General features: G+C 70.4%; 20 protein-coding genes. 9 read left to right on the forward strand and 11 right to left on the reverse strand.

Features of this window, described 5'->3' with window-relative positions; all coding sequences use genetic code 11:
- Nucleotides 1–241 precede the first annotated feature (241 nt).
- The 11 genes from LRK53_RS00400 to LRK53_RS00450 form a co-directional block, all read right to left on the reverse strand.
- Nucleotides 242–1,480 (reverse strand): metal-dependent hydrolase family protein, encoded by a 1,239-nt coding sequence (locus LRK53_RS00400; RefSeq protein WP_027491233.1) that lies wholly within the window; start codon nt 1,478–1,480, stop codon nt 242–244.
- Between the two features lies 1 nt (nt 1,481).
- A complete protein-coding gene (locus LRK53_RS00405; protein ID WP_027491234.1) occupies nt 1,482–2,177 on the reverse strand; it encodes a trimeric intracellular cation channel family protein in 696 nt (231 codons plus the stop codon).
- Between the two features lie 3 nt (nt 2,178–2,180).
- Entirely contained in the window at nt 2,181–3,455 is a 1,275-nt protein-coding gene (locus LRK53_RS00410) for a M20 family metallopeptidase (protein ID WP_027491235.1), read from the reverse strand.
- A 112-nt stretch (nt 3,456–3,567) separates the two neighbouring features.
- A complete protein-coding gene (locus tag LRK53_RS00415) occupies nt 3,568–4,119 on the reverse strand; it encodes a DsbA family protein (protein ID WP_235642436.1) in 552 nt (183 codons plus the stop codon).
- On the reverse strand, nt 4,116–4,628 hold the full coding sequence (locus LRK53_RS00420) for a redoxin domain-containing protein (RefSeq protein WP_027491237.1): 513 nt from the start codon (nt 4,626–4,628) through the stop codon (nt 4,116–4,118). The genes LRK53_RS00415 and LRK53_RS00420 overlap by 4 nt, the downstream gene beginning before the upstream one ends.
- Nucleotides 4,629–4,908: 280 nt before the next feature.
- Complete coding sequence (locus tag LRK53_RS00425) at nt 4,909–6,321, reverse strand: mercuric reductase (protein WP_027491238.1); 1,413 nt, start codon at nt 6,319–6,321, stop codon at nt 4,909–4,911.
- Nucleotides 6,322–6,583: 262 nt separating this feature from the next.
- On the reverse strand, nt 6,584–6,979 hold the full coding sequence (locus LRK53_RS00430) for a TraR/DksA family transcriptional regulator (RefSeq protein WP_027491239.1): 396 nt from the start codon (nt 6,977–6,979) through the stop codon (nt 6,584–6,586).
- Nucleotides 6,980–7,096: 117 nt separating this feature from the next.
- The gene (locus LRK53_RS00435; protein ID WP_027491240.1) at nt 7,097–8,383 is read right to left on the reverse strand and encodes a S8 family serine peptidase; all 1,287 of its coding nucleotides are present in this window, start codon (nt 8,381–8,383) and stop codon (nt 7,097–7,099) included.
- Nucleotides 8,380–9,012 (reverse strand): anti-sigma factor, encoded by a 633-nt coding sequence (locus tag LRK53_RS00440; protein WP_027491241.1) that lies wholly within the window; start codon nt 9,010–9,012, stop codon nt 8,380–8,382. The genes LRK53_RS00435 and LRK53_RS00440 overlap by 4 nt, the downstream gene beginning before the upstream one ends.
- A complete protein-coding gene (locus LRK53_RS00445; RefSeq protein WP_027491242.1) occupies nt 9,009–9,593 on the reverse strand; it encodes a sigma-70 family RNA polymerase sigma factor in 585 nt (194 codons plus the stop codon). Before LRK53_RS00445 ends, LRK53_RS00440 begins: the two co-directional genes overlap by 4 nt.
- A 78-nt stretch (nt 9,594–9,671) precedes the next feature.
- Nucleotides 9,672–10,469, reverse strand: a complete 798-nt coding sequence (locus tag LRK53_RS00450) for a hypothetical protein (RefSeq protein WP_235642437.1) — start codon at nt 10,467–10,469, stop codon at nt 9,672–9,674.
- A gap of 377 nt (nt 10,470–10,846) precedes the next feature.
- Between LRK53_RS00450 and LRK53_RS00455 the strand changes: the two genes are divergently transcribed.
- Genes LRK53_RS00455 through LRK53_RS00495 form a run of 9 tightly spaced genes read left to right on the forward strand, consistent with a single transcriptional unit; the run spans nt 10,847 to nt 19,129 of the window.
- Entirely contained in the window at nt 10,847–11,284 is a 438-nt protein-coding gene (locus tag LRK53_RS00455) for a sugar 3,4-ketoisomerase (protein ID WP_027491244.1), read from the forward strand.
- Nucleotides 11,269–11,934, forward strand: a complete 666-nt coding sequence (locus LRK53_RS00460; protein WP_027491245.1) for an acetyltransferase — start codon at nt 11,269–11,271, stop codon at nt 11,932–11,934. Before LRK53_RS00455 ends, LRK53_RS00460 begins: the two co-directional genes overlap by 16 nt.
- A gap of 7 nt (nt 11,935–11,941) precedes the next feature.
- Complete coding sequence (locus LRK53_RS00465) at nt 11,942–12,889, forward strand: glycoside hydrolase family protein (protein WP_027491246.1); 948 nt, start codon at nt 11,942–11,944, stop codon at nt 12,887–12,889.
- Nucleotides 12,876–13,808, forward strand: coding sequence for a GNAT family N-acetyltransferase (locus tag LRK53_RS00470; RefSeq protein ID WP_027491247.1), 933 nt, complete (start codon nt 12,876–12,878; stop codon nt 13,806–13,808). The genes LRK53_RS00465 and LRK53_RS00470 overlap by 14 nt, the downstream gene beginning before the upstream one ends.
- Nucleotides 13,808–14,950 (forward strand): DegT/DnrJ/EryC1/StrS family aminotransferase, encoded by a 1,143-nt coding sequence (locus tag LRK53_RS00475; protein ID WP_037088774.1) that lies wholly within the window; start codon nt 13,808–13,810, stop codon nt 14,948–14,950. The genes LRK53_RS00470 and LRK53_RS00475 overlap by 1 nt, the downstream gene beginning before the upstream one ends.
- Entirely contained in the window at nt 14,947–16,197 is a 1,251-nt protein-coding gene (locus LRK53_RS00480; protein WP_027491249.1) for an O-antigen translocase, read from the forward strand. Before LRK53_RS00475 ends, LRK53_RS00480 begins: the two co-directional genes overlap by 4 nt.
- A 1-nt stretch (nt 16,198) precedes the next feature.
- Nucleotides 16,199–17,143 (forward strand): glycosyltransferase family 2 protein, encoded by a 945-nt coding sequence (locus tag LRK53_RS00485; protein WP_027491250.1) that lies wholly within the window; start codon nt 16,199–16,201, stop codon nt 17,141–17,143.
- Complete coding sequence (locus LRK53_RS00490; RefSeq protein ID WP_027491251.1) at nt 17,140–18,303, forward strand: hypothetical protein; 1,164 nt, start codon at nt 17,140–17,142, stop codon at nt 18,301–18,303. The genes LRK53_RS00485 and LRK53_RS00490 overlap by 4 nt, the downstream gene beginning before the upstream one ends.
- Nucleotides 18,290–19,129, forward strand: a complete 840-nt coding sequence (locus LRK53_RS00495) for a Wzz/FepE/Etk N-terminal domain-containing protein (RefSeq protein ID WP_027491252.1) — start codon at nt 18,290–18,292, stop codon at nt 19,127–19,129. Before LRK53_RS00490 ends, LRK53_RS00495 begins: the two co-directional genes overlap by 14 nt.
- Nucleotides 19,130–19,181: the final 52 nt, after the last annotated feature.

A 19,181-nucleotide genomic window follows, 5' to 3' on the forward strand; every position in this document is an offset into this window, starting at 1 on the left:
GTGAGCGGTCCGCGTGCCCACCGGATACATCCCGCCGGTCATGAAACTGATCGAGGGGTTGCCGTCGCTGACATCCCCGATGCAAACCCTGGTGCCCTGCCTGGCCAAGGCGAGAGCCGTCGCCCCGAAGCCGCTGACCGCGCCCGTAATCAGAACGGCCTTTCCCGAGCAATCCAGCAGCAGACTTCATCGGGGTCACTCCACCCGCGCAAGGTTGCGCGATTCCTGCGCAAGACCCCGATCACTTCTCCCGCGCCGTGCGTGGCGCGCCCGGGCTGCGATAGACGCGGCCGCTCTTCATCACGAAGTCCACCCCGGCGGTGGCGCTGATGTCGGCCAGCGGATCGCCCGGCATGGCCACGATGTCGGCGTGTTTGCCCACGGCCAGCACGCCGATGTCGTCCTGGCCGAGCAGCTCCGCCGCCACGCTGGTAGCGGCCTTCAGCGCGCGCAGCGGGGTGAGGCCGGCCGCCACCATCGCCTGGAATTCGAGGATGCCGTGGCTGAAGGGGAACATGCCGCAGTCAGTGCCGTAGGCGATCTTCACCTCGCTCTGCGCGATCAGCCGCTGCGAGTCGACGATCGTGCCGCTGTCGCGGCTGAACTTCCACACCGCCTGGCACGGCAGGGTGTGCTCGTGCAGCGCGTGCAGGTCTTCGCGGGTCATCTGCATGGTCGGCACCAGGAAGGTGCCGACCTGCTGCGCCATCGCCAGCGCGGCATCGTCGATCAGGTAGGCATGTTCCAGGCTGCGCGCGCCGGCGCGGATGGCCTGCCTGCAACCGTCGGCGGCGCCGGTGTGCACCGCCACCGGCATGCCCAGTTGCCGCGCGGTGGCGGCCAGCAGGTTCATCTCGTCGTCGAACCACGTCACGCGGGCGGGGTCGTCGCCGGGGCTGAAGTAGCCGCCGGTGTTGGTGGTCTTGATCCAGTCGCTGCCGAAGGCGTGCTCGCGGCGTACCAGCGCCTTGATCGCGCCCGCATCGTCGGCGATGGCGGAAACGGGGATGTCCCAGCGTGGCCCGTAGAACCCGCGCAGGTCGCCATGCCCGCCGGACGAGCTGATGATGTGCGCGGCGACGATCAGCCGCGGCCCTTCGACGAGGCCGGCGGCGAGCGCATTGCGCAGGTCCACGGTGGGGAAGTCCGGATCGACGCAGCCCATGTCGCGCAGGGTGGTGAAGCCGTAGCGCATGTACTCGCGGGCGATGCTCAGTCCCTTCAGTGCCTTGGTTGCGGACGACGCCAGCGTCTGTCGGGCTAGATCGGCGGCATCCATGGTCAGGTGGACGTGGCAGTCGATGAAGCCGGGGCTCACGGTGCGCCCGGACAGGTCGATCGTCTGCGCATCGGGCGGCCGGCGCACGGTGGGGCCGATCTCGGCAATGCGGTCGTCTTCCACGAGGATCTCGACCGGGCCGGTCAGGCGGTCGGCTATGCCATCGAACATCCGGCCGCACAGCAATACGCAGGTTCCCATGTCAGCTCCCTTCGTCGTGGTGCCTGCGCTGCGGTGCGTCCGATGCCCCCGCCGATGCCGGCCGCGCCGTGGGCAGGTGCCAGCCGTGGCGGATCGCCATGAAGCGCAGCACGAAGCACAGGCCGCCGCCAGCCAGCGCGGCCACCATTGGCGACAGGTGCAGCAGGTGGGCGCTCACCACCACGCCGGCGCCGGCCAGCGCCGCCAGCGCATACAGGTCGGCGCGCAACACGGCCGGAATGTCGGACACCAGCACGTCGCGCAGCATGCCGCCGCCGATGCCGGTCACCATGCCGAGCAGGGCCGCCATCACCGGGTCGATGCCGTGCAGCAGCGCCTTCTGCGCGCCGGCGACCGCGAAGAACGCCAGCCCCACGGCATCCAGCCACAACACGTCGCGGCGCAACCGGTTCGTCACCGGGTACCAGAAGAAGGTGATCAATCCGGCCAGGGCGGACACGCCGGAATACCGCAAGTCGGCGATCGCCGCCGGCGGCACCGCGCCGATCAGCAGGTCGCGCGTGATGCCGCCCGCGTTGCCGGCCGCGAACGCCAGCACCAGCACGCCGAAGATGTCGAGCCGATGCCTGACCGCGACCATCGCGCCGCTGATGGCGAACACGAAGGTGCCGCCCAGGTCCAGCACCAGCTGCAGCACATGCAGCATGGCCCGGGTGGCTTCGTCCGGCCGTTCCATGGTTCAGGGCGCCGCCGCCAGCCATGCCCGCGCGGCCACCATCAGCGTCTCCACGCCGGTTTCCAGGGTCGGATGGAGCACCGGCAGGAAGCGTGGGTTGTGGTTGGTCGGGATCTCGTTGAGCCGGTTCGCGGCCTTGGCCTTGGCGTAGGTGTCGGGGTCGGTGCCGCCGACGAACCAGAACACTGACGGCACGCCCCATTCGGCGCCGAACGAGCCGAAATCCTCGCTGGCCGAGGTCGGCCCGGTTTGCCGGATGCGCTCGGCCGGAAAGTACTGGCGGAACGCCTCGACCACGGTGGTGGTTGCCGCGTCGTCGTTGGTCACCAGCGAATAGTTGTCCAGCGGCGTGATCTCCGGCGGCTTCGGCGCGCCCGAGGCGGCCGCCTCGGCGTTGACGATGCGGGTGATCGCGGCGAGCACGCGCTTGCGTACGCCCTCGTCGAAGGTGCGCACGTTGAGCTTGATCACCGCCTCGTCGGGGATCACGTTTTCCTTGGTACCGGCCTGCAGTGAGCCGATGGTGACCACCGCCGCCTCGGTGGGCGCCAGCTCGCGGGCGACGATGGTCTGCAGCCGCAGCACCGTCGCCGCCGCCATCACCACCGGATCGATGCTGGCCTGCGGCATCGAGCCGTGCGCGCCGCGGCCGAACAGGCGGATCTGCAGGCTGTCGGCGGCCGAGGTGATTACCCCCTTGCGCCCACCGATCGCGCCGGCCGGGCCCACCATCACGTGCTGCCCGAGCACGACATCGGGCTTGGGGAAACGCTTGAACAGCCCGTCGTCGATCATCGCCTGGGCGCCTTGCGCGGTCTCCTCCGCTGGCTGGAACACCGCCATCAGCGTGCCCTTCCAGCTGTCGCGGTTCTGCGCCATCAGCGTGGTCGCGCCGACCAGCCAGGTGACGTGCATGTCGTGGCCGCAGGCGTGCATCACCGGCACGGTCTTGCCCTCGTGATCGACCGCCGTGACCTTGCTGGCGTACGGCGCGCCGGTCGCTTCCTGCACCGGCAGCGCATCCATGTCGGCGCGCAGCATCACGGTGGGTCCGTCGCCGTTGCGCAGCAGGCCGACCACGCCGGTCTTGCCGATGCCGGTGGTCACTTCATAGCCGGCGGCGCGCAGGTGGTCGGCCGCCAGTCCCGCGGTGCGGGTTTCCTGCATCGACAGTTCCGGGTGCGCGTGGATGTCGGTGTAGAGCGCCTGCAGCTGCGGCAACAGGTCGTGGAGATTGCCCGGCAATGGCTTGGCGGAAGGCGGCGATTTCTCGTTCATGGTCGTGGGTATCCCGGTTTCGAGCCTGTGATGGAAGCTGCTTCACGGCAGCGGACATTCCGTGCGTGACCCGGCGATGTGGCGTTGCGTGGTGGCCCGGGCCGGCGCGGGGTCACGCTTGCCGCGCGATCGCCCGGCCGATGCTGTGCACCAGCGTGTCGAAGTCGCCCTGGTACAGGTAGCCGTTGACGTAGAAGCTGGGCGTGCCGTTGACGCCGCTGCGCACGCCGCCCATGAAGTCGCGGCGGATGTGCGCATCGATGTCGGGGCTGCGCAGGGTGGCGGCGAGCGCCTGCTCGTCCAGGCCCAGCGCGCGCACGCCGGCTTCCAGGCCGGCGCCCCCGCGGGGCGCCCAGTCGTCCTGGTTCTCGTACAGCCAGTCGTGCATCGCCCAGAACTCGCCCTCGACCGCCGCGGCCTCGGCCAGTTCGGCAGCCATCTGGGCATAGGGGTGGGCCTGGCTCAGCGGGAAGTGGCGGAACACGAAGCGCAGGTTGCCGGCGTAGCGGTGCTGCAACTGCTTCACCAGCGGGTAGGCCATGCCGCAGGCCGGACACTGGAAATCGCCGTACTCCACCAGGGTCACCACGGCGTGCGCGTTGCCCTGGATATGGTCGTGCGTGGTTACCGGCACGGCCAGGATCGAGTCCTCGTGCAGCATCATGCAGCCTCCTGCGCGGCATCGGCGGGCAGCGTTTTCTGGATGTTGTTCGACGGCAGCGCTTCCAGCGCCTTGATGATGCCGGCGGCGCCCGGGTTCACGCCCATCGGCGACAGGTAGCTCCAGCGGATCACGCCGTCGCCATCGATCACGAACAGCGCGCGGCCCGCGACGCCGTGCTCCGCGTCGTACACGCCGTAGGCGCGCGCCACCTTGCCCTTCGGCTCGAAGTCGGACAGCAGCGGGAAGTGGAACTTGCGCTCGCGCGCCAGCGCGGCATGGCTCCACACGCCGTCCACCGAGATCGCCAGCAGCTGCGCGTTGAGCCGGGCGAACTCGTCCAGCAGCTCGTTGTACAGCGCCAGCTGGTCGCTGCACACCGGGCTCCAGTCGGCGGGGTAGAACGCCAGGATCACGTTGCGGTCGCGGAACTCCTTCAGCGCCACGCTCTGGTCGGGGGTGGAATGCAGGGTGAACTCCGGCGCGGTGGTGCCGGCGGCGAGGATGGTCATGGCAGTCTCTAGTCTGATGGTTCCGTGCTGCAAAATTTGTGTGTCCGCGGGGATGCTTCCATGGTTGTCGGTCGTTGTCGTGACGGCCTCTTCCGCGGCGCGAAGATCGTGATTCCTTGCGGATGACCCGTGCGCAATGGCGTTTCCCTGCAGGAGATCCATGCACGACCACCCATGCGGGAATACCTGTCGAATGATGTGCCTTGGCACCGTTTTGAATCGGTGAAAATCGGCGCGTCCGTGCGCGGGGCACGCCGCTCCCGGCGGGATGATCGCGTGGTCAGTGCGTGGCTGCCGCGGGCATGGCCGGTGGGTTGGCAAACAGTACCGTGAGGCCCTCGGCGATCGTGGGGTGGGTAAAGATGGTGTCGCGCAGGGCGGTGTAGGGAAGTCCGGCCAGCATCGCGGTCTGCACCACCGCGATCACCTCACCTCCCGACACGCCCAGCGCGGTGAAGCCGAGCAGGCGATCGCTGTCGGCGGCCACCAGCGCCTTGAGAAATCCGCCCGTCTCGGACAACGTGCGGGTGCGCAACACCGCCGCCATCGGCGTGCGGGCAACGCGGTAGGCGATGCCGGCGCGCCGTGCCGCCGTCTCGTTCAGACCGACCCGGCCAAGCTCCGGATCGGTGAACATGCAATACGGCACCAGCCGGTCCCGGGTCGTGCGCTGGCCGCCGGCGAGGTTGTCCCTGACCACCCGGAAGTCGTCGAACGCAACGTGGGTGAACTGCGGACTCCCCGCGCAGTCGCCCATCGCCCACACCCCGGGCGCGCTGGTCTCCAGGCGTTCGTTGACCTGCACATAGCCGCGCGCATCGAGGTTCACACCCGCGACGTCGAGACCGATCGCCTGCGTATTCGGCGTGCGTCCGGCCGCCACCAGGATGTCGCTGCCCTCGATGACCTTGGCGCCCGTCGCGGTCTGCACATGGCAGCGGACCTTGTCGCCGGAGCGACCCTCGACCCTGATCGGCCGGGCATTCAGCTCGACCGCGATACCTTCGTCGGCGAAGCGCCGCATCAGCAGCTGCGCCACGTCGGGGTCCTCGTGGCCGGCCAGTTGCGGGCCCTGCTCCACCACCGTGACGCGACTGCCGAAGCGCCGCATCGGCTGCGCGAACTCGAGGCCGACATAACCCCCGCCCAGCACGATCAGGTGTTCCGGCACGTGGTCCAGTTCGAGCGCCTCGACGTGCGTGAGTGGCGTGGACTGGTGCAGGCCCGGTACGTCGGGGATCGCCGCACGGGTACCCAGATTCAGATAGACGAGCTCGCCGCTCAGCACGCGGGTGCCGCCATCCTGCAGTTGCACCTCGATCGTCTTCGGTGCGATGAAACGGCCTTCGCCCATGATCAGCTCCGCGCCGCTGTTCGCGTAGTTGTTGCGGTGGATCGTGATCAGCTCATTGACCATCGTGCGCTTGCGCTCGCGCACCCCCGCCATGTCGATGCCGACCGGACCCGCAGCGATGCCGAACTCCTTGCCGCGGCGAACCAGTGATGCCACATGCGCGCTGTGGATGACGTTCTTGCTCGGCAGACAGGCGATGTTCGGACAGGAGCCGCCGATCCAGCGGCGCTCGATCACGGCGACGCGGTGGCCAGCCCTGGCCATGGTCCAGGCCAGGTATTTTCCCGATTCGCCGCTGCCGAGGATGAGGAAGTCGTAGTGTTGCGGGCTGGATGCCATGGTTGCCACCGGTGACGGTAGACGATCAGAAAGACGGCGTGTGGTTTGCTCTACGGGAGAGTCCGTAAAATAGGTTTGTCCGTGTTGGCGGCGCGTCAACACAGAAACGCAGGTCAATGCGTGAGGGATTCGAGCACGCGGGAACGCCGGCATGCCCGGGCAATTCGGGCGATCCCGTCAACTGCGTCTGCATTCGCCCGCAACCCGGATATCGGAGCGGCGTCGCCGACACGCCCGCGGCCGGCCTGCTCCGTCGGACGGACTAGCGCGCCGCGTCGGCCTCCTGGCGGCGTTCTTCCTGCACGGTGAGGTTCGCTTCGGGTGCGCTTTCGAGCCGGGCCCGCGGGATCGGCTCGCCGCTGAGGTCCGACCGGCCGTAGCTGCCTTCTGCGATTTTCTGCAGCGCACGCTCGATGTTCGCCACGCGGCGATCGTCCACGTTGTGCAGGGCCTGGTCGACTTCCCGCCGCGACAGATCCTGCGCGTCGTCCTCTTCTTCTTCGGCCTCTTCGCCATCGCCATGCTGCAGCTGGAACGCCCGCTTGCCGGCCAGATCGTTTTCCTCGCCGCCAAGCAACTGCTTGCGCAACGCCAGCAGGCGCAGGCGCTGCTGCTCGACGAACTCCTGGCTCAAGTCGGCGTGCCGCTTCGGCGACATGGGATGCTCCTGACCGTGGCACCCGCACCTGGGCGCCGGGTTACATTGCGATCAGCCGGGTGAATGCGCTGTGTAAAAACCACCAGGCGAACTGCCGCCCGATAGGGCGCCGCCCGCTCAGCGGGAGGCTTGCGGCGTGCCGCGCAGTTCCGTCACGGCGGTGGCGGCGTTCACTTGCAGCACGCCGCCGGAGAGTCTGCTGCTGCGTAGCAGCAGGTCGCGGATCGCGCGCACGTCCAGCCTCGGCGCCAGCGACAGCAGCAGGGCGGCCATGCCGCTCACGTGCGGCGCGGCCATCGATGGCCCGGAGGTGAAGTCGTAGCCGCCGCCGGGCTGGGTGGTCAGGATGTCGTGGCCGGGCGCGCTGAGCACGCCGGGCGGCGCCGCCGACGGGCCGCTCACCCTGACCAGCAACACGCCGGGCGTGCTGTCGGGGAAACCCGCCAGGTTGCCCTCCGGCGGGATCGCGGCGACCACGATGCGGCCCTGCTGCAGGATCTGCACCAGCAGCAGGTCGAGCAGCGGGTCGGCGGGGCCACCGAGGCTCAGGTTGATGATGCGGTCGTCGGTGTCGATGATCGCAGCCAGCGCCTTGGCCAGCGTGAAGGAGTTGCAGCGCGCGCCGGCATTCGGCGCGGACGGATACCAGCAGGCCTTGTACACGCTGAGCTGGGCCTGCGGGGCGATGCCCACGATGCCCAGGTGGTTGTCGCCGACCGCGGCGATGACGCCGGCGACCTCGGTGCCGTGGCTGTCGTGGTCGAACGCCGCCGCGTCGTCGTCGACCAGGTTGTGCGCGTCGTGGATGCGCCCCTGGAGGTCGGGATGGGTCAGGTCGACGCCGGTGTCGACCACCGCCACGCGCACCCCGCGACCCTCGCTGTAGCGGTGCGCGCGCGCCGCCTCGGTCTCGATGAAGCCGCGCTGCAGGCCGACGTAGGGGTCGTTGTACGCGTGCCCGCCGCCGGCGCTTTTCGCGTACACGGCGTAGTCGTGCAGCGGTTGCGCCAGCTGCACGCGGCGGTCCGCGGCGAGCGCCTGCAGCAGGCTGTCGCGGCTGGTGCCGGGCGGCGGCTGCAGCACGATGCAGTACAGCTTGAGTGCCTTGATCGGCCAGCCGGCGAGCTCGCTGAAGGCGTAGCGCTGGCGCAGCGCGGCCAGCGTCGAGGCCGCCTGCTGGCCGGCGCCGTAGTAGCGCGACGGGGCGTAGCCGAGCACGCTGGAGCCGGCGTGGATCGGCGGCGACTGCAGCGGGTTGGCGACCGCCAGGATGATGTCGCGCTGGCTGTCCATCGCGGCCGCGTCGCCGGCCGTCATGCGGCCGGGGCCGGTGGCCTGCGGCGGGGTGGACGCGCACGCGGCCAGGGCGAGCGCCATGACGAGAACGGGCAGGCCGCGCTTCATGGCGTGGCAAGGGGCTCCGCCAGCACGATGCCGCGCGTGCTGCGCAGCTGCTGCAGCGCCTGCTGCGTGGTCGAGGCGGAACTGGCCGGCGCCACCGTATAGGCGCCGACGTCGTTGGGGCCGGCCACCACCTGCAGCCGCAGCGCGTGCAGCAGCGCGTTCCAGTCGGCCAGCGTCATGCCGGCGTCGGGCACCACGCGGATCGTCCCCGCCAGCGCGGGCTGGCTTGGCTGGCTCAGCGTGCGATAGGCGGGCGCGCCGTCCGCCGACCACAGCTTCACGCCGAGGATGCCGATACCGAGCGCCTGCACCAGCACCGCGGCGACCAGCGCGCGGTTGATCCAGCCGGCCGCGCGCGGGCGCGCCGGGGCAGCCGGCGCCGCGGGCGCGTCGAGGCGCTGCAGCAGGCGGCCCAGTCCGGCCTCGACGTCGGGCGCGAGCTGCGCCGGCAGCGACAGCGCCAGCCGCAGCCGGCCCTGCTGGGCGAACTCCGCGCGGCAGGCCGCGCATTGCGCCAGGTGGCCTTCCAGCCACGCGCCCTGTTCCGCCGTGGCGCTGTCCTGCAGCACCCACGGCATCATTTCCCAGGCGCGTACGCAGTCCTTGCCGGAATCCAGCGGGAACGTCATGGCATGGCCTCGGTGTGTTGGGGCGGCTCGCCGGCCAGGCTCGGCAGCACGTTGCGCAGCTTGACCCGCGCATGGAACAGACGCGCCTTCACCGTGCCCACCGGACACTGCATGATTACCGCCACCTCGTCCAGGCTGTGCCCCACGCCGTAGACCAGCTCGATCACCACGCGCTGGTCCGCCGACAGGCGGTCGAGCCCCTTGCTCAGCCAGTCGCGCAGTTCGCGGTCCTCGTCCAGGTCGTGGACGGCGCTGCGCTCCTCGCGGCGGGGATCGTCCTCCACCGGCGCGTCGCCGTACTGGCGCAGGGTCTTCAGCCCGCTGCGGTAGGCGATGCCCATCAGCCAGGTGGAGACGCGCGAGTCGCCGTGGAAGCTGCCGGCCTTCTGCCAGGCGATCCAGAAGCAGTCGTTGATGACTTCCTCGATCACGTCGGCGCGGCGGGTCAGGCGGCCGAGGAAGCGGCACAGCCGGCCGTGGTAGCTGCGGTACAGGATGCCCAGCGCGGCACGATCACCGCCTGACATGCGCTGCAGCAGCATGCGGTCGGTGACGTCGGAGTCGAGCTCGTCGTCATGCATGGGATCCTCGCTTGGGTCGAGGGACGGTGCCGGGTTGCTGGATGGGTGCCGCGTCAGTGCGGAAAGGTTGCCTCCGGGTCAGAACGAGCGCGAGACGGTGAGCACCCACGGCGAGGCGTCCAAGGCGTCCGATTGCCAGCGCGTCCGCGGGTCGGCCAGGATGCGCTGGGCTTCCACCCGCCAGGCCCCGCGGCTCCACAGCAGCCCGAGGTGGCCGTAGCGCCGGAACTCCGCCGCCGGGCGCTGGCGGTAGCTGCCGGCGCGGGCGTATTCGGAGGGGCCCGGGCGGTCGTAGCCGTAGCTATCGTACGGCGCGATCGGGGCCTGCGCGATACCCGCGCCGGCGGACAGCGAAAGCTCGCGCGTCAGCGGCCACTGCAGGCTGGCGTCCGCGGCGCCGCGCAGCCGGTTCCGGCCGCCGGTCACGTGGATTGCCGACAGGCCGAGGGTCAGCACGTCGCGATAGCTCCAGCTCAGCCCCGCCTCGGCGCGGTCGAACGCGCGCGAGCGCGAGCTGCCCTGGTAGCGGTAATAAAGCAGGTTCGCCTGCATCTGCCAGTTGCCGGCCGGCGCCCATTGCCGCGAGGCCTGCGCCAGCGCCGCCAGCAGGCGGCCGGGCGAACGTAGCCGCGTGCTGCCGGACAGGCCCAGCGACCAGCCGGCCGGGAAGGTCCACGAGGCAGTGCCCTGCAGGATCGGCGTGTCGGGGGTCATCGCCTGGCCGCGGTCCACCAGTTGCGAGCTGAGCGCGGCCGCGCCGTTGAAGGCGACCTGCGCATGCAGCGCCGGCGCCAGGCTGGCCGCGGCGAGCAGCAGCGCGAGCGCGCCGCGGAAGACCCGACTGCCGCGCGCGCGATACACGTGCGGCCGCGTCACCGGCGCCTCAGCCGCACGCGCGCCACACCGGCCGGAGCGCACCGCAAGCCGGGGTGCGGCGGGGGACCGTGCTGCTTGCCAGAGCGTCGTCAAGCCCATCGGTGCGTGATGAAACGGCCAGTATTGATGCCGGCGGCGTTCGCGCCCACCCGGGCGGGAAGGCGCGGGGAGTTTCCATCGTGCTGCGCTGGCCAGAGCATGTCATGGATGCAGGGTCCCAAGGTAGCCGCCGCGAGTCCGGCGCGGCCGCCGTGAGCGTCGCCCGCATGACATCGGAGTCGCTGCCGCCCGGCGAGGTTCCCGCCGCAACCTTTCGCGCGCCGGGCGGCACCCAGTGAGGTCGGTCCTCCCCTCGACATCACTGCCGGGCCCGGAACATGGAAATCGAACGCATCCCGTTGCAGAAGCACGGCGACAGCCGCGGCATGCTGGTCGCCCTGGAGCAGGACCGGAACGTGCCGTTCGTGATCCGGCGCGTGTACTACCTGTTCGCCACCCACGACGGCGTGCACCGCGGCCGGCATGCGCACCGCCACCTCAACCAGCTGGCGGTGGCGGTGCGCGGCTCGGTCACCTTTCTGCTGGACGACGGCACGGGCAAGGTGCAGGTGGTGCTCGACGACCCCGCGTACGGCCTGCACCTGGGCAGCATGGTGTGGCGCGAGCTGTACGACTTCAGCGAAGACTGCGTGCTGATGGTGCTGGCCGACCACGTGTACGACCCGGCCGACTACATCACCGACTACGCGGCGTTCCTGCGCGAGGTGCGCGGCCCGGTGTACCAGGAGGGCCTGGCCGCATGCCAAAGCCTCTAGTCCTCGTCGGCGCGGGCGAGTTCGCGCAGATCGCCTGCGAGTACTTCGAGCACGACGGCGACCGCGACGTGGTCGCCTTCAGCGTCGAGCGCGACTACCTCGCGCAGCCGCAGCTGGCCGGCCGCCCGGTGGTGGCGTACGAGACGCTGGAAGCACATTACCCGCCAGCCGGGTTCGACGTGTTCGTCGCGATACCGGCCAGCCAGCTGAACCGCCTGCGCACGCGCTTCTACCTCGATGCGAAGCGCCGCGGCTACCGACTGGCCAGCTACGTGAGTTCGCGCGCCTTCGTGTGGCGCAACGCCGAGGTGGGCGAGAACAGCTTCATCTTCGAGGGCAACGTGGTGCAGCCGTTCGTGCGCATCGGCGACAACTGCGTGCTGTGGAGCGGCAACCACGTGGGCCACCGCACGGTGGTGCACGACCACGTGTTCGTCGCCTCGCACGCCGTCATCTCCGGCTACTGCGAGATCGGCCAGAGCAGCTTCGTGGGCGTGAACAGCACCTTCAACGACCACGTGAAAGTCGCCGCCGACAACGTGATCGGCGCCGGCGCGCTGGTGACCCGTGACACCGAGCCGGGCCGCGTCTACGTCGGCTCGCCGGCGCATGCGCTGCCCGGCAAGTCCAGCCTCGACGTGAGGCTGTGACGCGCGCATGTTCGCCTGGGCCAAGCAAGGGCTGATCTTCGACACCGCGCGGCAGGGGGTGGGCGGCTGGATGCGCCACTCGGCGCTCACCCCCACGCCGTACCGCCTCGACGACGAGCTCATCCGCGTCTATGCGGGCTTTCGCGACGCCGACGGGGTCAGCCGGATCGGCTACGTCGACGTACGCGCGGACGACCCCGCGAAGGTGGTGCGGGTCAGCGCCGAGCCGGTGCTCGACATCGGCCGGGGCGGCTGCTTCGACGACAGCGGCATGATCCTGGGCGACCTGGTCGACGCGCCGGGCGGCCTGCACCTGTTCTACGTCGGTTTCCAGCGCGTGGCCCGCGCCAAGTTCCTGGCCTTCACCGGTCTGGCCATCTCGCGCGACGGCGGCAACAGCTTCCAGCGCACCCAGGACACCCCGATGCTGGATCGCGCGCCCGGCCGCAGCACCATCGCCGCGGTGCATACGGCCATGTACGAGAACGGCCGCTGGCGCCTGTGGTACGCGGTGGGCGACGACTGGGAAAGCATCGGCGGCCAGCCGTTCCCGCGCTACCACATCCGCCACGTGGCGACGGACGACCTCTCTGCGATCCCGCGTGCGGACCAGGTCTGCCTGCGCCCGCAGGGCAGCGAATACCGCATCGGCCGGCCGCGCGTGTACCGCTACGGCAGCCGCTACCTGATGTACTTCACCCGCGGCAACCTCAATGGCGACTACTTTCCCGGCGTCGCCGCCAGCGACGACGGCATCGCGTGGCAGCGTCGCGACGCGAGCCTGGGCATCGCGCTGTCCACCAGCGGCTGGGACTCGCGCACGCTGTGCTACCCCGCGCTGATCCGCCGGCGCGACCGGCTGCTGATGTTCTACAACGGCAACGACATGGGCGTGGACGGCTTCGGCCTGGCCACCGCCGACGATGCGGAGGGAGCCGCCGATGTGCAGCGTTAGGCCCTACACCGCTGCCGACGTGCAGGCCTGGGACGCGCTGGTCGGGCGTTCGCGCAACGGCAACCTGCTGCACCGGCGCGGCTACATGGATTACCACGCCGAGCGCTTCGTCGACCAGTCGCTGGTGGTCGAGCGGCACGGCGAGGCGGTGGCGGTGTTCCCCGCCAGCCGCCATGGCAGCGTGGTGACCAGCCACGCCGGCCTCACCTACGCCGGGCTGCTCACCACGCAGGAGCTGCGCGCCGAGTCGACGCTGGGCGTGTTCGGGCAGATCGCCCGCCACTACCGCGCGCTCGGCGTGGAGCGGGTGATCTACAAGGCGGTGCCGCACATCTTCCACGCCTACCCGGCCGAGGAGGACCTGTACGCGCTGCACTGCCTGGGCGCGCGGCTGCAGCGGCGCGACCTCTCCTCGGCGATCGCGCTGCGCGAGGCGTTCCACTTCTCGCAGGGCCGCCAGCGCGCGGTCAACAAGGCGCGCAAGGCCGGCATCGAGCTCAAGCCCGCCGCCGACCCGGCACAGTTCCACGCGCTGCTGAGCGAGGTGCTGCGCAAGCACGACGCGCGGCCGACCCACAGCCTGGCGGAACTGCGCCTGCTGCAGGCGCGCTTCCCGCAGCAGCTGGTGCTGCACGAGGCGCGCCGCGAGGGCGAGCTGCTGGCGGGCGTGCTGGTCTACGACCTCGGCAAGGTCGCGCACACCCAGTACATGGCCGTGTCGGAGCAGGGCCGCAGTGCCGGCGCGCTCAGCTTCCTGCTGGCCGAACTGATCGGCGGCGTCTACGCCGACCGCGCGTACTTCAGCTTCGGCATTTCCACCGAGCAGGAAGGACGCGTGCTCAACGGCGGCCTGGTCACGCAGAAGGAATACTTCGGCGCGCGCGCGGTGGTGCACGACTTCTACGAGTGGCCGCTGTGATGGCCGGCGCCGTGAGCGAAGTCGCCCTGGCCGACGTGCCGTTCCTCGACGTCGGGGCGATCAACGCGCGCCACGCCGACGAGCTGAAGGCGGCGGTGGCGCGGGTGATCGACTCGGGCTGGTACGTGATGGGCGCGGAGCTGGCGGCGTTCGAGCGCGAGTTCGCCGCCTGGTGCGGCGTGCCGCACGCGCTGGGCGTGGGCAACGGACTGGATGCGCTGGCGCTGATCCTGCGCGGCTACCGGCAGCTCGGCGCGCTGCGCGAGGGCGACGAGGTGATCGTGCCGGGCAACACCTTCATCGCCGGCTTCCTCGCGGTCAGCGCGAACCGGCTGCTGCCGGTGCCGGTGGAGCCCGACCCGTCGAGCTTCAACCTCGACCCGGCCTGCGTGGAGGCGGCGATCGGGCCGCGCACACGCGCGATCATGGCGGTGCACCTGTACGGCCAGCTGGCCGACATGCCGGCGCTGGCGGCGCTGGCGCAGCGGCACCGGCTGCTGCTGATCGAGGACGCCGCGCAGGCGCATGGCGCGGCGTGCGACGGCCGCCGCGCCGGCGCGTTCGGCGACGCGGCGGCCTTCAGCTTCTTCCCGGCCAAGAACCTCGGCGCGCTGGGTGACGGTGGCGCGGTGGTGACCGCCGACGCGCAGCTGGCGCGACAAGTCGCGGCGCTGCGCAACTACGGCTCCGAGGTGAAGTACCGCCACCTCTGGCAGGGCGTCAACTCGCGGCTGGACGAGATCCAGGCGGCGATGCTGCGGGTGAAGCTGCGCCACCTCGACGAGGATGTCGCGCGTCGCCGCGCAGTGGCGCGCCGCTACCGCGATGGCATCCGCCATGCGCAGATCCGGCTGCCGCAGGTGACGCACGAGGAGGGCCACGCCTGGCACCTGTTCGTGGTGCGCTGCGCCCGGCGCGACGCGCTGCAGCGGCACCTGCTCGCGCACGGCATCCACAGCCAGGTGCACTACCCGGTGCCGCCGCACCGGCAGCCGGCCTACCCGGAGCTGTACCAGCTGCGGCTGCCGCTGACCGAACGCCTGCATGACGAAGTGCTGAGCCTGCCGATGGACCCCACGCTGGGCGACGAGGCGGTGCAGCGGGTGATCGACGCCTGCCAGGCATTCCGGTGTCCGCCATGAACATCGCGCGCGCCGGCTTCTACTCCGGCCTGGCCACCGCGGCGCGGCTGCTGGCGGCGCTGGTGGTGGTCAAGCTGGTGGCGTGGTTCGCCGGGCCGGAGGGCGTGGGCAAGCTGGGCCAGTTCATGAGCCTGATGTCGCTGCTGGCGGTGCTGGCCGGCGGCGGCATCAGCGCCGGCATCGTGAAGTACGTGGCCGAATACCGCGAGGATCCACAGCGCCTCGCGCGCCTGCTGGCCGCCGCGCTGTGGTACGCGCTGTGCGCCTCGCTGCTGATGGGTTGCCTGGCGCTGGCGTTCAGCCGGCCGCTGGCGTCGTGGCTGCTCGACGACCCGGCCTACGCGGGGCTGATCCGCGTGCTGGCCGTGGCCCAGCTCGGCATCGCGCTGGTCAACTACATTCTGGCCGTGGTCAACGGCTTCATGGACGTGCGCCGGCTGGCGCTGATCCAGGTGCTGGGCTCGCTGCTCAGCATCGCCACGGTGATCGCGCTGGCGCGCTGGCTGCAGCTGTACGGCGCGCTGCTGGCGCTGGTGCTGGGCCAGCTGCTGTGGCTGCTGGTCGGGCTGCCGGCGTGGTGGCGCAGCCCGTACTTCCGGCGCAGCATGCTGCGGCTGCGCTTCGACCGCGAGATGACCTGGCGGCTGGCCGCGTTCTCGGTGATGACGCTCACCGCCGCGCTGGTCTCGCCGCTGGTGAACATCGCGGTGCGCGACCACCTCGCGCTGCAGCTGGGCTGGCAACAGGTCGGTTACTGGCAGGCGGTGGGCAAGGTGTCGGACGCCTACCTGCTGTTCCTCACCGCGGCCATCAACATCTACTACCTGCCCAAGCTGGCCTCGATCCAGGGGCGCGACGCGCTGCTGGCCGAGCTGCGCCATGCGTACCGTTACATCCTGCCGGTGGTGGTGCTCCTGGCCGCCTCGGTGTACCTGCTGCGCGAGCCGCTGACGCGCTGGCTGTTCAGCGCGGACTTCGCGCCGGCCAATGCGCTGTACGCGCCGCAGCTGGTCGGCGACGTCATCAAGATCGCCGCCTTCATCCTTTCCTACGTGATGCTGGCCAAGGCCATGACGCGGCTGTTCGTGATCTCCGAGTGCGTGTTCGCGGCCAGCTACCTGGCGCTGGTCTACGTGTTCACCGCGCGCTTCGGCCTGGTCGGCGCGATGTACGCCTTCGCCGCCAACTACCTCGGCTACCTCGCCTTCAACCTGCTGGTCGTGCGGCGCTACCTGGGAGGGCTGTGAGATGGCGTACGACGTATCCGTAAGCGCCGCGCCGCCGCTGGTCTCGGTGCTGATTCCGGCGTTCAACCACGAGCGCTTCGTGCGCCGCTGCCTGGACAGCGTGCTGGAAGACCCGTACCCGGCGAAGGAGCTGATCATCATCGACGACGGCTCGACCGACCGCACCGGCGCGCTCATCGCCGACTGGGTGGCGACGCACTGCATGGACATCCCGATCGAGTACGTGCAGCGCGGGAACCGCGGCATCGCCGCGACCCTCAACGAACTGGCGGCGCGCGCGAACGGCGAGTTCCTGCGCCCAGGCGCCAGCGACGACTATCTGCTGCCCGGCGGGCTCGACGCCCAGGTCCGCTACCTGCAGGAACACCCGGGCAAGGGCGCGGTGATCGGCGATTCGATCGTGGTCGACCAGGACGACCGCAAGCTGCACGACAGCGGCATGTGCGACCTGCACGGCGCCGACAAGAGCCTGTACCGCTCCGACGACGGCATCCGTCGCGCGGTGATCCGGCAGTGGGCGGTGGGCGGGCCGGTCGCGCTGATCCGCAAGAGCGCGCTGGACACCGTCGACCGCTGGAGCGAGGGGCTGCGCATCGAGGACTGGGACCTGTTCCTGCGCCTGGCCGCGCGCGACGCGCTCGGCTTCATCGACGTCGGCGTGTGCGCCTACCGCATGCACGACGCGAACCTGAGCCGCACCCGGCACCTGGAGACGCGCCTGGGCAACCTCGCCGAATCGCGGCACATCGCGCTGCGCCGCGCCGGCCTGTTCGACGAACCGTACCGCACCCTGCTGCGCGCGCAGGCGCACTACATCGACGCCAAGATCGCCTTCCTGCAGCGCCGGCCGGGGCCGCTGCTGGCGCACGTGGCGGCCTACCTGTCGCTGGTGCTGGCGGCGCGCACCCGGCCGCCGTCGCCGCCGCCCCACGCGGGGCTGCCATGAAACAGCTGCTGCGGCTTCCCTCCAGCTGGCTCAGCCTGCCGCTGCTGTTCGCCTGCGGGCTGACCTGGTTCACCTATGACCTTTCCGTCGACTACCTGCAGGGCCTGTTGCTGCTGGCCCTGCTCGCGGCGGTGATCATCCTGTTCGACGTGCAGGCGGGCGTGCGGCTGCCGGAGTTCGCGCGTTTCCGCGCGCGCCACTACGCCGGCACCCGCGAGGCGTTCCTTGCGCTGGCGCTGGCCTGGCTGATCGTACTGTTCTGCGTGCTCGACCTTACGCTGTTCCCGATCCCGCTGTTCGACAAGCCCTCGGCCTATGCGGTGATGGACGGCGGCCGCGCGCACGTGCGGCACGTCTCGGACATGTGCTGGGTGCTGCCGCCGATCGGCCTGCTGTGCGCACGCAGCCGGCGGCTGCGCATTGCGCTGATCGCCATCGGCTTCGTGTTCCCGGTGCTGGTGATCGACCGCAACCGGCTGTTCGCCACCTTCTTCTCGTTCGCGCTGGTGCTGGTGCTGCGCCGTGACGAGGCGCGGCCGCTGCCGTGGAAAACGCTGCTGCTGCTGGCGCTCGCCGGCAGCAGCATCTTCTCGATCCTCGGCATGCTGCGCTCGGGGCCGCTGGACCACGTCACGCTGCCGTTCAGTGCGGCGTACCACGCCGCGCCGCAAGCCATCAAATGGCTGCTGCTGTACGCCAGCGCCGGCCCCTACAACTTCAGCGCGATCCTGGCCAAGGGCTACCGCAACCCCGACTTCCTGATCAACCAGCTGGTGCCGCTGCACGGCTCGGTGGCGACCGCCGGCACCGGCATCCCGCTGGATGCGTCGAACATCAACGTGGGCACCGAGTTCTTCCCGTTCCTGCTGGCGTTCGGTCCGGTGGGCGCCGCGCTGTCGGTGTTCGCGCTGTACGCGCTGCTGCTGTGGAGCGTGCAGCGGCTGCGCCCGGCGGTGCCGCTGTTCTCCCTGCTGATGTTCCTGCGCATGACCTATGTCGGCGTGATGTCGCCGTTCGCGCCGCAGGCATTCACCTGGACCAACGCCGGCTTCATCGGCATCTGCCTGGTGCTGCCGGTCATCGCCAGCTGGCTGCCGAACCGGCGCGCATTGGCCCCTTCACCTTCCACCCAGCGAGTGGCGAACCATGGAACGCGATGAAATCTACCTGATCGACCTGTGGCGGATCTTCACCCGCCAGTGGCAGTGGTTCGTGCTGGTGCTGGTGCTGACCCTGGCCTGCACCTACGCCTTCGCACATTTGGTGAAACGCCAGTGGGAAGCGACCGCGTGGATCCAGATCGCGCAGGTCGGCTCGGTGCCGGCGGGCCAGGACCCGAAGGTCGAGCCGCTGCAGCGGGTCACCGAGCGGCTGCAGCTGGTGCCGTTCCAGAACCAGGTGCTGGCCAGCGCCGGCTACGCGAAAACCACGCCGGTGGCGCGGCTCTACCGCAACAGCCTGAAGCTGGAACCGATGCTCTACGCCGGCTCGCTGGTCAAGCTGACCGTGCGCGCCTACTCGCCCCAGCAGGCCGGCGAACTCGCTGCGGCCACGGTGGCGCGGCTGCGCGCGGTGCACCGGGAGCTGGAGGAGCCGCCGCTGCAGGCGGCTCGCGCGCGGCTGGTGCGGATCGAAGCCGACTTGGGCACCGCCGAGGCCGACCACGCCCGCTACCAGCAGGCGGCCGAGCCGGGCGGCTTGCACGCGGTTGGCGGCAAGGACATGGCAAACCCGGTGCTGGCCAGCCTGTTGCTGGCCAACAAGAACGAAGAGGTGCGCGGCCTGACCCAGCAGCGCAACGATCTCGTCGAGCGCCTCGGGCCGGCCTACACCTACGACACCTCGATGGTGTGGCCGGCCTATGTGCCGGAGAAGCAGGCCTTCCCGAACCCCGAGCTGACCTATGGCCTCGGCCTGCTGCTGGCGCTGTTCCTGGGCGCCTCCGCGGCGCTGGCGCGGGACGTGGCGCGGCGTTCGCGGGCGTGACCGCCGCGCATTCAACCAAAGCGGCCACGGCCGGCACTCACGGCCAGAGCCA

Source organism: Rhodanobacter thiooxydans, assembly GCF_021545845.1.
Taxonomy (GTDB): Bacteria; Pseudomonadota; Gammaproteobacteria; order Xanthomonadales; family Rhodanobacteraceae; genus Rhodanobacter.

What these genes read in the sequence shown, in the direction of transcription:
- LRK53_RS00495 (WP_027491252.1), top strand. Translation starts at nt 18,290, where the DNA reads ATGGAACGCGATGAAATCTACCTGATCGACCTGTGGCGGATCTTCACC.
- LRK53_RS00490 (WP_027491251.1), top strand. Translation starts at nt 17,140, where the DNA reads ATGAAACAGCTGCTGCGGCTTCCCTCCAGCTGGCTCAGCCTGCCGCTG.
- LRK53_RS00475 (WP_037088774.1), top strand. Translation starts at nt 13,808, where the DNA reads ATGGCCGGCGCCGTGAGCGAAGTCGCCCTGGCCGACGTGCCGTTCCTC.
- LRK53_RS00410 (WP_027491235.1), bottom strand. Translation starts at nt 3,455, where the DNA reads ATGAACGAGAAATCGCCGCCTTCCGCCAAGCCATTGCCGGGCAATCTC.
- LRK53_RS00440 (WP_027491241.1), bottom strand. Translation starts at nt 9,012, where the DNA reads ATGACGTTCCCGCTGGATTCCGGCAAGGACTGCGTACGCGCCTGGGAA.
- LRK53_RS00430 (WP_027491239.1), bottom strand. Translation starts at nt 6,979, where the DNA reads ATGTCGCCGAAGCGGCACGCCGACTTGAGCCAGGAGTTCGTCGAGCAG.
- LRK53_RS00470 (WP_027491247.1), top strand. Translation starts at nt 12,876, where the DNA reads ATGTGCAGCGTTAGGCCCTACACCGCTGCCGACGTGCAGGCCTGGGAC.
- LRK53_RS00435 (WP_027491240.1), bottom strand. Translation starts at nt 8,383, where the DNA reads ATGAAGCGCGGCCTGCCCGTTCTCGTCATGGCGCTCGCCCTGGCCGCG.
- LRK53_RS00420 (WP_027491237.1), bottom strand. Translation starts at nt 4,628, where the DNA reads ATGACCATCCTCGCCGCCGGCACCACCGCGCCGGAGTTCACCCTGCAT.
- LRK53_RS00465 (WP_027491246.1), top strand. Translation starts at nt 11,942, where the DNA reads ATGTTCGCCTGGGCCAAGCAAGGGCTGATCTTCGACACCGCGCGGCAG.
- LRK53_RS00415 (WP_235642436.1), bottom strand. Translation starts at nt 4,119, where the DNA reads ATGATGCTGCACGAGGACTCGATCCTGGCCGTGCCGGTAACCACGCAC.
- LRK53_RS00485 (WP_027491250.1), top strand. Translation starts at nt 16,199, where the DNA reads ATGGCGTACGACGTATCCGTAAGCGCCGCGCCGCCGCTGGTCTCGGTG.
- LRK53_RS00460 (WP_027491245.1), top strand. Translation starts at nt 11,269, where the DNA reads ATGCCAAAGCCTCTAGTCCTCGTCGGCGCGGGCGAGTTCGCGCAGATC.
- LRK53_RS00425 (WP_027491238.1), bottom strand. Translation starts at nt 6,321, where the DNA reads ATGGCATCCAGCCCGCAACACTACGACTTCCTCATCCTCGGCAGCGGC.
- LRK53_RS00480 (WP_027491249.1), top strand. Translation starts at nt 14,947, where the DNA reads ATGAACATCGCGCGCGCCGGCTTCTACTCCGGCCTGGCCACCGCGGCG.
- LRK53_RS00445 (WP_027491242.1), bottom strand. Translation starts at nt 9,593, where the DNA reads ATGCATGACGACGAGCTCGACTCCGACGTCACCGACCGCATGCTGCTG.
- LRK53_RS00400 (WP_027491233.1), bottom strand. Translation starts at nt 1,480, where the DNA reads ATGGGAACCTGCGTATTGCTGTGCGGCCGGATGTTCGATGGCATAGCC.
- LRK53_RS00405 (WP_027491234.1), bottom strand. Translation starts at nt 2,177, where the DNA reads ATGGAACGGCCGGACGAAGCCACCCGGGCCATGCTGCATGTGCTGCAG.
- LRK53_RS00455 (WP_027491244.1), top strand. Translation starts at nt 10,847, where the DNA reads ATGGAAATCGAACGCATCCCGTTGCAGAAGCACGGCGACAGCCGCGGC.